This window comes from Pirellulales bacterium, assembly GCA_035546535.1.
Lineage (GTDB): Bacteria > Planctomycetota > Planctomycetia > Pirellulales > JACPPG01 > JACPPG01.
Genome location: DASZWQ010000066.1, coordinates 1 through 14010, shown reverse-complemented (window position 1 = coordinate 14010; position 14010 = coordinate 1). Strand labels below are relative to the sequence as shown.

Here is a 14010-nt window from a genome sequence, read left to right as displayed (position 1 = left end):
GGGCGCACGGGATTTTTGCAGAATTGCAACCGGTTAAACCGCATCCCAGCGGGCCACCTGGCCACTTCGTAACGCCCGGTTGCCCAGGTGCGCTCCCTTCACGGCCACCACGCCGGCCTCGGCCGGAGCATTGGGCTTCTGGCGGCTGCGCATGCACTCGACCCAATTCGTGAGGTGCAAGAGCTCGCCCTCGGGCTGCCCGTAAAAATCGGCGCCGCGTGGCCCTTCGCCGATGACCATCTCACTGGCCTCGAGCTTGCTACGCCGCTCGGGAATCACCTCGTAGCGGCCGCGATCGAGATACAGCGTTCCCTCGCTCCCCATGAATTCCAGCATGGCCGCGTTGCGAGCGTTGAAGAACGTCCCTTCGAAGTACACCTGCACGCCCTGCTCGGGATAACGCAATAGGGTCTGCACCGTGTCGGGCGTTTGCCACAGGCCGGCCGCCTGAAAATGGTCGCCAATCGTCGCGGCCGTCTCCGGCTCGTCGAGTTCCAAGTACCAGTTGGCAATATCCTGGTGGTGAACCATCAGATCCGTGAGGATGCCGCCGCCGAAATCCCAGAACCAGCGCCAATTGCGAAAGCGATACGGATCGAACGGCTGCTCGGGAGCGCCGCCGAGGAATCGTTGCCAGTCGACCGTGGCCGGATCGATATCCTCGGGCTTGGGATTATGGCGCGGCGTGTTGCGGTTCCAGGTCAGATGGACTTTGTGAATCTTGCCCAATTGGCCGCTGCGGACGATCTCGAAACCCTTCTGGAATTGCGGCATGCTGCGCTGCTGCGTGCCGACCTGGACGATGCGTTTGTGCCGGTTCTGGGCCTCGATCACCGCCGCGCCTTCAGACGGCTCGTGCGTCAATGGTTTTTCGACATAGACGTCTTTGCCGGCGGCACAGGCGTCGATCGTGATCGGCACGTGCCAGTGGTCGGGCGTGGCGATCAGCACCGCGTCGATATCTTTCCGATCCAAGAGAGCGCGATGATCCTTCGTGGCAAAGGCCCCCTCGGCGGCGGCCTCGCGCCCTGCTTGCAAGTTCTTGTCCCACACGTCGCACACGGCGTTGACCGTGACACCGGGAACACGTTTGAGCGCGCCGTACAGTTGCCGGCAGCGACCGCCGAAGCCAATCAGGCCGACCGTGATCGTTTCATTGGCGGCAAAGCCACGGGCCGTGGCGGTGAAACCGGCCGTTAGCGCAGCAGCGCCAACGCCGGCCGTCTTGAGGAAGTGTCGGCGTCCGTTCGCGTCGTGTGATGCATCGGTCATCGCTTTGCTACTCCCGCTGATTCGCGCCGGGTTGTCGTGCGCCCACGCCGTTTGTGGCGGGCGCATCATGTCTGCGGCCATGATAGCCCGTGGGCCGCAGCCGAGCCACGCGCGGCGGCCGGCCGCAACATCGCGCCTTCCTTGCCGGACCTTGCCACCGCGCATAGCATTTTTAACCCCCTGCTCGGGCTTGCCGCATGCAGGGAGGAAGAAGAAACGGAGGAGTCAGATGCCCAGCTTTTTGGAATGGACGGGTCAAGAAGACACTCCCGGTTATTTGCCGATACCGACGAAGCGCACGACGGTCGACGATCACGCGCTATTGGATGCTTATTCGCAAGCCGTGACACGCGCCGCCGAAGTGGTCAGCCCCTCGGTCGTGAAAATCGACGTGCGGCATGCGCGGCGCAATACCCAGGGTCAGAATGTCGAAGGACGCGGCGGCAGCGGGTCGGGATTTGTTATTACGCCCGACGGCTTGATCGTTACCAACAGCCACGTCGTGTCGGGAGCGAGCAAGGTTCACGTGATGTTTTCCGACGGCCAGAAAGTGGCCGCCGACGTCGTCGGCGACGATCCCGACAGCGACCTGGCCGTGATTCGGGCCTACGCCTCGGATCTGCCAGCCGTGGCGCTGGGCGATTCGCAAGCGATTCGCGTCGGCCAACTGGCAATCGCGATCGGCAATCCGCTCGGCTTCAGTTGCTCGGTCACCGCCGGCGTCGTAAGTGCGCTAGGACGGACGCTGCGCGCCGGCAGCGGGCGCCTGATGGACGACATCATCCAGACCGATGCGGCGCTGAACCCCGGTAACTCGGGCGGCCCCTTGGTCAATTCGCACGGCGAAGTGATCGGCGTCAACACGGCGATGATCCTGCCGGCGCAGGGAATCTGCTTCGCCATTGCCGTAAACACGGCCCGGCTGGTAGCGACGCAATTGATTGCCTACGGTCGCGTGCGGCGCAGCGTGATCGGCATGGCCGGTCAGAATATCGAGCTGCCTAGGCAATTGGCGCGGCGGCACGACATCCTGCAGGACACCACGGTGCTGGTGATGAGCGTCGAGCCCAATGGCCCCGCGGCCCAGGCCGGCGTGGCCGAAGGGGATTTGATCGTCGAATTCGCTGGCCGGTCGATTGCCAGCATCGACGACTTGCACGCCGTGCTCACGCAAGAGCGGATCGGGATGGGCTGGCCGATGCAGGTCATCCGGGACGGGGAGCTGCGCGAACTGCGCGTGATTCCGGCGGAAAAGGGGTAAGCGGGTCAACAAGCTCGGGAATGCGCGGACCCGTAACGGGCCACGGGCGGACGAGCCAGCCCGTGGCACCCCGTCGACCGAAGCAGTGACACTGGAGAGGGGCGGGTCGTTGCTTGCTTCGACGATGTCCGCACCTTTCTTTTTGCACTTTCGGGGTGGCCTTTCTAAGATCAGAGGGCGCCCGCAGCCCTGCACGAGCCTGCCTCGCGTATTCCCCGCTCAGCAGCCCCCGACGAAGGTGCCCACCGATGAGCATGACGGAGCCAATGCCTGCGCTGGCCGCTTGCGCCAAAGATGCCCTCGACACGCCTGCACTGTGTGTCGACCTGGATGTGATGGACGCAAATATCCAGGCGGTCATGGCCGCCTGCCGGGCGCATGGCGTCGCCTGGCGGCCGCACTCGAAAGGACACAAGATTCCGGCCATTGCGCAGCGCGAGCTGGCTGCCGGCGCCATCGGCGTTACTTGCGCCAAGCTCGGCGAAGCCGAGGTGATGGCGGCCGCCGGCATCAGCGACATCTTGATCGCCAACATGATCGTGGGGCCGATCAAAGTCGCGCGGCTGGTCGAGCTACGCCGCATCGCCGACCCGATCGTGTGCGTCGATCACATGGACCAGGTAACGCCGCTCTCGGACGCCATGACGCAGGCGGGCCTGAAACTGCGCACGATGATCGAGGTCGATATCGGCCTCTCGCGCGTGGGCACCTTGCCCGGCCGGGCAACTCTGGCCTTGGCCGGTCAGATTGCGGAAAGCCCAGGCCTGGAGCTCGCGGGAATCATGGGCTACGAAGGGCATCTGCTCACGGTCAGTGACGCGCACGAAAAGGCCTCGGCCATTCGCGCGGCGCTGGGCAGCCTTACCGAAACGGCCGACGCCATCCGCCGGGCCGGGTTGCCCTGCGAGATCGTCTCCTGCGGCGGCACCGGTTCGTATCTGTACGCCATCGAACAGCCGGGCATTACCGAAATTCAGGCCGGCGGCGCCATTTTCATGGATGCCTTTTATCGCAAACGCTGCCGCATACCGGACCTGCAGTATGCCCTTACCGTGCTCACGACGGTCGTCAGCCGGCCGGCGCCCGAACGGGCGATCATCGATGCGGGTCGCAAATCACTGAGTATGGAACTGACCATGCCCCTGGTGGCCGGTCGCGACGATATTCGCGTAAAAGGCCTGTCGGCCGAGCACGGGACACTGGAATTAGGCCCCACGGCCCGCGATTTGAAGATCGGCGACCGACTGGAATTGATCCCCGGCTACGCCGATCTGACGACCGTTTTTCATGACGAGCTGTACGGTTTTCGTGACGGGCGGTTGGAAGTCGTCTGGCCCATCGAAGCGCGGGGTAAGCTACGATAGTCGTGCGTGGCTGGCGATGCCGGGTATGCCGGATCGGTTGGGTCGTGACGGGGAAGTGCAGGCGAACCCCGGCTCCCCCGGGTCCACCCGTATGGACTCTTTTCTTTCGGAGGGTAGAGTCAGTATTCCCGGCCTCGCACGCCCTGGGGCTTTTACGGACAATACTTTTGGGATTTTATCTGAGATGGCACATACACTCGACAAGGTTTCGATCGACCAGCGGATCACCGTCTTCGTCTGGGCGGAAGAGCAAGCCAAGGTGATTCCCTGCAGCATGACGCCAGCCATCTTTCGGAATCCGAAGAAGTTCGCCGACGAACTGCGCAAGGCGCCGCAACTGGCAACTTTGCAGGACGACACCATACGCCAAATCTGGGAAACGGCCGTCGAAGAAGTGCTCGCCCGGCAGCATTTGAACACCTTCCAGGTGTAGCTCCCCCACGGGGATCGGGCGTGCTGCCCGGCCCGAAGAGCGCCCACGCGCCCGGTTTTGCAGCTGCACCGAGCGGTCGTCGCGGAGGTCCGGCTCGCCGGCCGATTCGTTTACGGGTCTGTCCACCTGGCAAATTGTCTTCGCGGGTTACGCGCCCGCAACCATCGGCCGATGCCTTTTGTCGGCTGTGTCGACAAGGACAGGCGTTTCTCGGTGTAACAGCTCCGCTTCGGGCGACTTCACGAAGGACGCCCGGCGCCCAACTCGGTAGAATGACACATGGGAAAGGGTGCCTGGTTGTCGGAGGGGAGCACCATGAACGTGCAAGAATACTTGCGGGAACATCAGGCGACATTCCACGTCATCGACCATCCGGCGGCATACAGCGCTCAACGTGTTGCCGAGGCAGTACACGTCTCGGGCGATTGGGTCGCGAAGAGCGTCGTCCTCAAAGCGGCGCATGGATTCTGCTATTACTTGATCGTGGTGCCCGCCTCGGCGCGCGTCGACTTGGACAAATTGCGCCAGGCCATGGGCGTGGTCGACATCGAGCTCGCCACGGAAGACGAAATCGCGGCACTCTGCCGTGATTGCGAAGTCGGCGCGTTGCCTCCTTTCGGATCGCAACATGGCATGGAGACGATCGTCGACGAGTCGCTGACTTGGGCCGAAGAGATCGTCTTCGAGGGCAACAGCCACGAGCAGGCGATCCGCATGAAGTATCGCGACTTCTATGAGCTGGAGCACCCGCTGGTGCTCGGCGTTGCAACGCACGCGTGACGCCGCCATCGGCCCCTTCCGGCCGGTAATGCAGCCTGACGAGACGTCGGTCCGTGGCTCAAGCCTTGCTCATGTTCCTCCCCAAAAGTGGTGTCAAGAGCATTTCTGCGCGCCGCGCGGGCCGGGAAATCTTTGTTTTTCGACATGTACGGCGCTTGTTACCAATCTTTTACATTCGGCGGACGGCGACGTGACACTCGCAAACGGAAGCCTTCCTAGAATTCGTCGAATAAGCAGGTAGGATCGCGCGGCCACAAGATGCGGCCGCACCGATTGAGCCGCAAAACGCCATCGGGCTGCCTGCCCCGCAACAGACCATTCAAGGGGAATCGTCCGTGACACCTGTCGAGATACTGAAGCACAAACGGAAACTGAAGAAGAAGCGTGATCAGGCCCGAGCTCGTTCAGGGCAAGCGCGTCGCTCGAGCGTGGCGCGCGAAGCGGCGGCCATCGAATCGCAAGCCAATCGCTGGAAGCGCGGCTACGACTGGCCCGTGATCCTGTGGATCGGCGCCCTGCACCTGGGGGCCATCGGCGCCCTGTTCTGCTTCACCTGGAAGGGCGTGGCTCTGACGTTAATCCTCGGATTCATCACCGGCGTCTTCGGCATCACGCTCGGTTTCCATCGCTGTCTGACGCACGGCAGCTTTTCCACCTATCCCTGGGTGCGCCGCGCTTTGGCGTTCGTCGGTGGACTGGCCGGCGAAGGCTCGGCCATCATGTGGGTGGCCGTCCACCGCAAGCACCATGAATTCAGCGACCACGAAGGCGATCCGCACTCGCCGCGCGACGGCTTCTGGTGGAGCCACATGCTGTGGCTCGCGCCCAACCGCGGCGGCGAATATCATCGGCAACTGATCCAGCGCTACGCGCCCGACCTGTACAAGGACCCAGTGATGCGCTTCCTCGACAAGACGTTCATCGTCTGGCATTTCGTGCTGGGCTTCGCCTTGTTCGCGGTCGGCTATTTCGGTTGGGATTTGTACACGGCCTGCTCGTTCGTCGCGTACGGGATGTTCCTGCGGCTGGTGTACGTGCTGCACGTCACCTGGTTCGTGAATTCGGCCACGCACATGTGGGGCTACCGGAATTACGAAACCACGGACGACAGCCGCAACCTGTGGTGGGTCGGTTTGCTCGCCTACGGCGAAGGTTGGCACAACAACCACCACGCCTTTCAGCGCATGGCCCGTCACGGGCACCGCTGGTGGGAACTCGATATCACTTACGCCGCGATCGTCGCGATGGAAAAGCTCGGCCTGGCCTGGAACCTGGTGCGCGACGTGCCCGAGCGGCAAAAAGCCCTCGCGGCGCGCAGCTGATTGCTGCCCTCGCCGTAAAGATGTGTGCCATGCCGTTTCCGCCGACAGGCGGAATAAGCATGCTTAAGTGGCATGCTCTTCGGGTGAGGGCGCATAAGCAGGTCTCGCGGCCATGATTGCCAGCGCTTAACATGCTTGTTCGCTACGCGAAAGAGCACCCCCATCGCAATCAAACGCAACGCCCCGTCCTCACCGGCGGGGCGTTTTTATTGTCCGTCCGTAATTCTGCGCGCGAATTCACCGCGCGACGGTCACGCGCAAAAAGGTCGCCGGAATCGACGTCCTGTCCGCGCGCCCGCTTCTGTTCTGACTGATAAAGAGCGCCTCGAGTTCTCGCTGCAATTCCTCGGCCCGACCGTTTTTCTCCGCCGCTTCGAAAGCGTTCATCGTGGGGCCGTAATACCTTCGGAACTCCTCGACATACGCCGCCGGCGAACCTGCGTAGTTGAAGGTGAACGTATCCGGCGTGCAGGAAATGCGATCGGCGCTTATGCCCGCTCTGACGAAGCGCTCGACGACGTGGCTCTCAATGCCCCACGTCATGGGGCTAACAAAGCCCTCGGGCGGCGGCGGTGTAAACGCGGAACAGATCTTCAAGATTTGCGCCACGAGCGTCGGATCGTTGGGAATCCAGTTACCCATGATGATCCGTCCGCCGGGCCGCGTCACGCGCACGGTCTCTTTCGCGACGTCAAACGGCTTCGGCGCGAACATCGCTCCGAAGATGCTCACGGTCAGATCGAATGTCTGATCCGGTAGCCCGCCGAGATCGCAGGCGTCTCCCTCTTGAAACTTGCAGTTGTCCAGCCCCTGCTCCTGAGCGCGCCGATTGCCGGCCTCGACCAGGTTGCGGGCGATATCCACGCCCAATACCTTCGCGCCCAGCTTCGCCGCAGGAAGCGCGGTCGTTCCGTCGCCGCAGCCCAGGTCGAGGATCGCCAACCCGCGCGTGATCCCAAAACTTTCCGCGAGCGCCGCCCCGCTCTCGCGCATGCTCTCGGCGATGCGCGTGAAGTCTCCCTTTTCCCACAAGGCCTTGTTCGGATTCATACATGATTCTCCTGCCCAGAAAGTCTCGCCCCAGTATATCGCCTGTCAAGTGCCTGCGCGACACGAACTGCTCGAAGCGCCGCTCGGCGTCCTAGCCGTGCCCATTGGTCGTGGTTCACACGGGTATAATCCAAGCAGGGCAAAGCGATGAACTCGCATGGGAGGCTAAGCGATGAGCGCTCCACATTTGTCCGTGAAACCAGGTGAAGGGCGGTCCGTATCGCTCGGCGGTATGGGGGTCGTCTTCAAAGTGTCGGGCCAGGATACGGGCGGGGCCTTTGCCATCGTCGAGCATCCGATCGAGCCCGGCCGATTGGTGCTGCCGCACGTTCACCAGAATGAAGACGAATACTCCTACGTCTTGGAGGGAACCGTCGGGGCGCGCGTTGGTGACCGGGAGTTCATCGCCGGGCCCGGCAGCTATCTGATCAAGCCGCGCGGACTGATGCACACGTTCTGGAATCCCGGCCCCGCTCCCGCGCGATTGCTCGAGGTGATCTCACCCGCTGGCTTCGAAGCCTATTTCCTCGAGCTGGCCGAATCCGATGATCCCGAAGCACGCCAGGCGCTCGCCACGAAATACGGAGTGACCTACTCCGCGGAATGGGTCGCTGACTTATCCTCGCGCTACCAATTGCAGCTGTTGGGACACTGAACGCGGCTGCCCTCCGCAATCGTGTGCCGTCAGGCTTCCACCGCAGTTCGAGCAGTTCGAAATGAGACGAAAGGACGCGGCGCCCCCGCGCTAAGTCAGGTGGCTAGCGTCCCACTCGGAAGCGCGAAAACACGGTTTGCGCGCGAATCGAATCTCGCGGGAAAACGCCTATGCTCCCGGCAAATTATGTTGCGACCCGTTGGCGGATTCGAGACAATAACCTGCGAATGCACCTGACGGTGCACACTTCTAACTTCGGCATTGGCGTCGCCTCTTTTCTGCGGAGACCTGACATGCCTCGGAACATTGCTCGCTCTGTGTCCCAGCGAAGTGCCCCTCGTCGCGTCGTTCCCTCGATCGTGGATCCGGCGACCGCCGAACCGTTCACGCTGGAACAAGAACTCAAGCCGTTCGGATCCTGGGTCGGAAAGCCCGTTTGGGTGCCGCCGAAGGATGAGAACAAGGCGCTGGCCGAGACCATGCTCCGCGAGACGCGGCCGTTCGCCTCCAAGGACAAGCGGTGGGACGCGGTCGTCAAGAAGCATCGCGACGATTTCACGCAGGTGCGCGAGTTCGACCTGTTCGAGGCTTCGATTCGCCTGCCGAAAGGAAAGTTCTTCGTTACGGTGACCGAGCAAAAAGACTTCGACAAAATCACGGACACGATTCCTGCGTCGGTGCAAACCCGGCTCGACGAATTCTTGAGCGGGCCCGCCATGAAAGAGGGGGCCAAGGTTTATTACCTGAAACCGCTGTGCGTGGAAATCGGCGACGAACTGATTTTGACGACGCGTGACGATCTGATGGCGGCCGTCGAGAAGGTGCAAACCGAGGTCTTTGCCGCGTATCGTCGCCGGGCGCTCTATCGGCGACCGATGCAGGCCGTGGAGGCGACCGCCAATCTTGGTCTCGCAATCCCGCGCGGCATCATGAAGCTGGCCGTGGCCCGCAAGCAAAGGGCCATCGACAAACTGCAGGCCCACCTGGAATTCAAGCGCCGGAAGCTGGCGCTAAAGGCGGCCAACACCTATCGCAAGTGCCGCACCGACGGTTGCAGCTTTGACCAGATGCTCGACCTGACCAGCGAGCTCGATCGCATCGACGTGATCGATCAGTATTGCATCGAGAACGACGTCTCAAGCGCCAAGCGAAAGCAGCTCGTGCGGATGGCCGCGGGCACGATTCCGTGGTTCATCGCGCTGTCCCTCTCGCTTTCGTATCTGTCGAGTGTCGCGGTGGCCGTGGCAACGCCCCCCGTGGTCGTGTGCGATCCGGCCTTCGTCGTCGAAATGCCCGGCTCGGGCGGCATGGTGCTGAAGATCGGCCACTTCGACGAAGTCGACGGCGTCACGCACATCGAGTTTTAGCGAAGAGGGCCTCGGTCATCGCCGCAGCCAATGCTCGTACTGGCGCCAGTCGTCGTCAATGACGTCCTGTCGTAGCGAGTCAGGGACTGGGCTAAAACCTATCTCGCGACTGAACCTCGGATACTCCGCGGCGGTAATCACATCTCGATAATCGTTCTTTGCGATTTCCATGTGACGGCGCAAAAGCTGTAAATTGCCGGCCGCTAACTTCAAGACAGCCAGCTGCACGCGGGATCGATCACTGCTTTCTGATTGATACTCGTCCAACACCGCCATCGCCCGATCTGCCTCGGCTGGACCGAAATCGTGGCGGGCTATGCGCTCGACGTCAGAGCGAGACACGTTGGGAATCGGTTGGTCCATGAACGCCCCCGTGTTGACCGAGTCACGGCAAACAATCAGAAAACCGCATTGCATCTTCGTTCGTTGGGCAACGATTCATTCTGATTCATCGGCATCGAGAATCACGCGCTGGACTCCTTTGATCTGAAAGTCCTCGGCCTTCGGTTCCAGATCTTCATCGTCGGCCACTGTCGTCACGCTCCCCCATTCCAGGAAGGTCTCGCGAAATTCCTCGATCGAGACCGGCTCGCGGCTGTACATATCCATGACCTTCCCGCCGCCGATGTAGAACACGTGATGCCCTTCCTGGCCGCGGTACTTGCTCTGCAGTTTTTCGCTTAGCTGCTCGAAGTACGGATTGTAAAACCATACATTGTCGCCGGGCAGGAACTCGTCGTTCTGGAAGATGTCCCCTTCGCGCGGCTCTGGCTCGTCGAACAAGGTTCCGAATCCTTCCCGGGGCAGGTCGTTCGGAATGACCTTGTCTCGCAGCATGTTGTTCAATTCGGCCAGTTGCTCGTCGTCGGCCACATCGATCAAACCCTTCAGCATCACGAGCGTCGAAAGCTTGTGGCAACGGATGCCACTGGTGGTCCGCCAAAGATCGCGAATCGCTTCCGAAGGCTTTCGGCGTGGTACGTAGCTCCCCTCGGCATTCTGGGTCCAGTACTTCGGATTGCGCATTTCGGGGCGGCCCCGATAGGCGTGCGGAAAGTACGCCTTAACCGTGGCGACATCCTCGACAATCTTCAAACGCAGCTGGATTTCCTTCTCCGAAAGCTCGTCGGCTTCGAGCTCTTCGCGCGCCACGTCCAAGAGCGCCGCTAACGTCGTGTCGTCAACCTGCGGATCGTCTGACGATTCGTCGGCCGCCACTTTGATGCCGCCCGAGCCGAAGGCTATGGCCGCTGCCACAAACATTGTGCACCAAGGTTGGCGAATCGCCCTCCTGCGGATCCTCGTCAAATTCGTCGTCGAGCGCGCGGCAATCAAGCTGTCCATGGCATGCCTCCTCATTCCGGTTCCGAAAGTTCTTCCGCCAAACACAGCGGGCGACCGGACGATAGACAAGGCATTAAGCGACGCGCAACGTCTCACAGACCTGCCCCTGTCGAACGCCTTTGCCCCCGGCGCGCATTCTACCGCGACGCGCCGTACGATTCACAGGCGCCTGCCGTCGAGAAAAGAACGCCGGTAATTTCATCGACCCTTAGGTGCCTAATCACGCCAGAGGCCTCTCGGCATCCCGCCGGGAGGCCTTCTGACTTCGCTTATCAGCTACTGCCGGATCTTCTGGCGGATGCAATGACCCCCAACAGGTCGTCGTCGATTGCCGAAGCGGCAAGCGAGGCCGCCGCCGGATGGCTTTGCGCGGCCGGCGCTTGACCGTCGATAGCCAGCTCACCGGAGAACGCCATCAGGCTATCGACGGCTAAGTTGACCGGCGCGATTCCCTCATCTCCGGCCTGAGACGCCGCTGCCACTTGCAGTGGCGCGGTCACGTTGATGATCGCGCCCTTCAGAATCTCGCGCACGCGATCGTGCTGCGGATCGGCGATAAACAGATTTCCCGCCGCGTCCACGGCGACGCCACCGACGGACACGCTGGCATCAATCGCTGGCCCGTTGTCACCGAGCGCGCCAAAGTGATCGGCGACAATGGGAGTCGCGATCCCCGTGACCGGGTTGAGCTCCACGACCTGGCTGCCGGCAATGCTGCTGGCGACGAAGATATTCCCATCGGGCCCAAGCGCAATGCTCGTACCCGCGGCATGCCCGACCGTGGTAATCAGACCCGTGGCGTGGTTGACCTCGCGAATGCAGAAATCGTTGGCGTCGGCGATGAATAGATTTCCGGCCGGATCAACCGCCACGGCATCAGGAATAATTCGGGCCTGGGTGGCCGGTTCGCCATCGCCGTTGTTGGCCCCGCCTCCTGCGACGGTGGAAATGGTGCCGGTCGTGTGGTCGAGTTTCAAAACGCTCAAATTTCCTGGAAAGTACACATCGCCATCCGCCGAGGCGGCAACAAAGCCCGGAGTCTCGGACGTGGTGGCGATCGTCGTTATGATGCCCGTGCTGTGGTCGACTTTGCGAATGGCCAGGTTGAAAGCGTCGGCAATGAACAAATCACCGGCCGCATCCACGGCGATTGCGATGGGTGCGTGCAGCGTGGCCGCGGTTGCTGGACCATTGTCGCCGCTGTCGCCTGGCGCGCCCGTGCCGACGATCGTCGTAATGATCCCAGTCGTGTGATCGACCTTGCGAATCACGTTGTCCGCCGTGTCGGCAATCAGCAGATCGCCGTTGGGGGCGATGGCAACGTCGCCCGGCGCGTTCAATTCCGCGTCGGTAGCCGGGCCGGTGTCGCCGCTGTAACCAACGCCGGCGATCGTCGAGATCAGGCCGGTGGCATGGTTGACCTCGCGCAAGTAGTTATTCGTCGGCGTTTCATTGTTGACCCCGGCGAAGCCGGACTGAACGATGAACAGGTCCCCGCCGGGACTTACGGCAACGCTGAGCGGATACGACAATTGATAGTCGAGTGCCGAGACGTTGTCACTGGTCTCGGTTCCGCCGCCGGCAACGACTGTCATGGTGCCAGCGGTAAGATCAACTTCGTGAATGCTCCATCCAGCCCAATCGGAAATGAATAGATTGCCGGCCGCGTCGATCGCGATGGTGTCGGCTTCCGCAAAGCTCGAGTCGGAAGTCACGTCACTCTCACCGCCGACAACACGGGTGATGATCCCAGTTGCATGATCGATCTTGCGGACGCCGGTTCCGTCGGCGAAGAACACGTCTCCCGCGGCGTTCGTCGCTAAGCCGAGTGGAGCGATCTCGGCCTGTGTCGCCAGATGACCATCACCGGTGTCGCCCCGGGTTCCATTTCCGGCGATCGTGGTGATGATTCCCGTCGCATGATCCACTTCACGAATCCGAGCATTGTTAAAGTCCAGAATAAAAACGTCGCCCGCGGCATCCGTCGCCAAGACAGCAGGCGTAGGACTGGCGAAGGAACTGCCGATTCCATAGGCGAAGTCCAAGTCCGCGTCGACCGCCGGCCCATTGTCACCGCTAAAGCCGGCAGTGCCCGTGCCGGCGATGGTCGTGATGATGCCCGTCGCGTGATCAACTTTGCGAATCACGTCGTTACCGGCGTCGGCAATAAACAGATCGCCCGCAGCGTCGACGGCTACGGCGTTCGGTGCATTTAATTGCGCAAGAACAGCCAGGCCATTGTCGCCCGCGTATCCCTCGTCGCCGGTCCCGGCCACGGTCGTGATAATGCCCGTGCTATGATCGATCCGGCGAATGCGATCGTTGTGCGTGTCGGCGATGTAGACGTTTCCTTGGCTATCGACGGCAACGCCGCGATCGTCGTGCAGGAGAGCCTCTATGGATGGATCACCGTCGGCGACACCACCACCGGCCGCCGTGACGATCGTGGACGCAGGCCCGATGGCGGCGGTCGCGCTACTGGCAAAGATTCCACCGGCATCGCTATACACCGCCGAGATCGTATGCTGGCCAACCGGCAAGGAAACGTTCGCCAGATCGGCGGTTCCCTCTACAACGGCGGCAGTGCCAAGCGGCACATTGTCGCTGAAAAAGGTCACGGTCCCTTCGTTGGGGCTAATGAGGCTCTGGGGATTCGACACGACCTGGGCCGAAAGTGCGACCGTCTTGTCGGACGTTATCGAGCCGGGCACTGGATTCAGAGACACGGCTGTCCCCAATACATTGACCGGCGTGGTCTGATGATTGAGCCACGCCGCAGAGACCGTGGCAATGTCCTGCGTGTTGATAATGCCGTCGCCATTCGTGTCCGCCAGGGGTGCACCAGGTTGGTTCCATTGCGAACTGAGCAGAGCCAGGTCCTGACTATTGGCGATCCCGTCTTGGTTGATGTCGCCTGGAAGAACGTTGAAGCGGAAGGAAAAGTCGGTGCCGGGCGTCCCATTTCCTGAAGGGTAAACACTCGTTCCATTCGTCCAGGCTCCGTCGAGCTGCGTACCGGACGAATCGTGCACTGCATCGGCCGAGTGGCCATTCAAAACCAGCAGATAGCTGCCCGACGCGAGCGGCGCGTAGGGCGCGCTCAGCGTCCACGTCGCCGTCGAGGTTGCGGCGTCGAACGTCGCTGGCCCCAGATTGACCGTT

Annotated in this window: 13 protein-coding genes; 8 read left to right on the top strand and 5 right to left on the bottom strand. The window is 61.8% G+C overall.

Translation table 11 applies throughout. The features are described from left to right. Positions 1-33: 33 nt before the first annotated feature. Positions 34-1272 (bottom strand): Gfo/Idh/MocA family oxidoreductase, encoded by a 1239-nt coding sequence (locus VHD36_08880; GenBank protein HVU87424.1) that lies wholly within the window; start codon positions 1270-1272, stop codon positions 34-36. Between the two features lie 229 nt (positions 1273-1501). Between VHD36_08880 and VHD36_08875 the strand changes: the two genes are divergently transcribed. From VHD36_08875 to VHD36_08855, 5 genes are all read left to right on the top strand, one after another. Continuing rightward, on the top strand, positions 1502-2533 hold the full coding sequence (locus VHD36_08875) for a trypsin-like peptidase domain-containing protein (protein HVU87423.1): 1032 nt from the start codon (positions 1502-1504) through the stop codon (positions 2531-2533). A gap of 248 nt (positions 2534-2781) precedes the next feature. After that, positions 2782-3897 (top strand): DSD1 family PLP-dependent enzyme, encoded by a 1116-nt coding sequence (locus tag VHD36_08870; protein HVU87422.1) that lies wholly within the window; start codon positions 2782-2784, stop codon positions 3895-3897. 184 nt (positions 3898-4081) lie between these two features. Beyond that, a complete protein-coding gene (locus VHD36_08865) occupies positions 4082-4330 on the top strand; it encodes a hypothetical protein (GenBank protein ID HVU87421.1) in 249 nt (82 codons plus the stop codon). A 315-nt stretch (positions 4331-4645) separates the two neighbouring features. Next, the gene (locus VHD36_08860) at positions 4646-5110 is read left to right on the top strand and encodes a YbaK/EbsC family protein (GenBank protein ID HVU87420.1); all 465 of its coding nucleotides are present in this window, start codon (positions 4646-4648) and stop codon (positions 5108-5110) included. A 335-nt stretch (positions 5111-5445) separates the two neighbouring features. Next, complete coding sequence (locus VHD36_08855; GenBank protein HVU87419.1) at positions 5446-6432, top strand: fatty acid desaturase; 987 nt, start codon at positions 5446-5448, stop codon at positions 6430-6432. A 237-nt stretch (positions 6433-6669) separates the two neighbouring features. Here VHD36_08855 and VHD36_08850 read toward each other — a convergent pair whose 3' ends face one another. Further along, positions 6670-7482 carry a class I SAM-dependent methyltransferase gene (locus VHD36_08850; GenBank protein ID HVU87418.1) on the bottom strand — a complete coding sequence of 271 codons (813 nt, stop codon included), beginning with the start codon at positions 7480-7482 and terminating at the stop codon, positions 6670-6672. 172 nt (positions 7483-7654) lie between these two features. On the opposite strand from VHD36_08850, the gene VHD36_08845 reads away from it, so the two are divergent. Both VHD36_08845 and VHD36_08840 read left to right on the top strand, forming a co-directional pair. Next, positions 7655-8137, top strand: a complete 483-nt coding sequence (locus VHD36_08845) for a cupin domain-containing protein (protein HVU87417.1) — start codon at positions 7655-7657, stop codon at positions 8135-8137. Positions 8138-8430: 293 nt separating this feature from the next. Then, positions 8431-9504 carry a hypothetical protein gene (locus tag VHD36_08840; protein ID HVU87416.1) on the top strand — a complete coding sequence of 358 codons (1074 nt, stop codon included), beginning with the start codon at positions 8431-8433 and terminating at the stop codon, positions 9502-9504. A 15-nt stretch (positions 9505-9519) separates the two neighbouring features. Here VHD36_08840 and VHD36_08835 read toward each other — a convergent pair whose 3' ends face one another. Together VHD36_08835 and VHD36_08830 are read right to left on the bottom strand one after the other, a co-directional pair. Beyond that, a complete protein-coding gene (locus VHD36_08835) occupies positions 9520-9867 on the bottom strand; it encodes a hypothetical protein (GenBank protein HVU87415.1) in 348 nt (115 codons plus the stop codon). A 75-nt stretch (positions 9868-9942) separates the two neighbouring features. Further along, complete coding sequence (locus VHD36_08830; protein ID HVU87414.1) at positions 9943-10761, bottom strand: hypothetical protein; 819 nt, start codon at positions 10759-10761, stop codon at positions 9943-9945. Here VHD36_08830 and VHD36_08825 point away from each other — a divergent pair. Then, positions 10748-11044: a hypothetical protein gene (locus VHD36_08825; protein ID HVU87413.1), complete on the top strand. Its 297-nt coding sequence runs from the start codon at positions 10748-10750 to the stop codon at positions 11042-11044. The genes VHD36_08830 and VHD36_08825 overlap by 14 nt on opposite strands. A gap of 76 nt (positions 11045-11120) precedes the next feature. On the opposite strand, the gene VHD36_08820 is transcribed toward VHD36_08825, so the two are convergent. Next, positions 11121-14010: Ig-like domain repeat protein (locus VHD36_08820; GenBank protein HVU87412.1), on the bottom strand; the 2890-nt coding region annotated here is incomplete at its 5' end.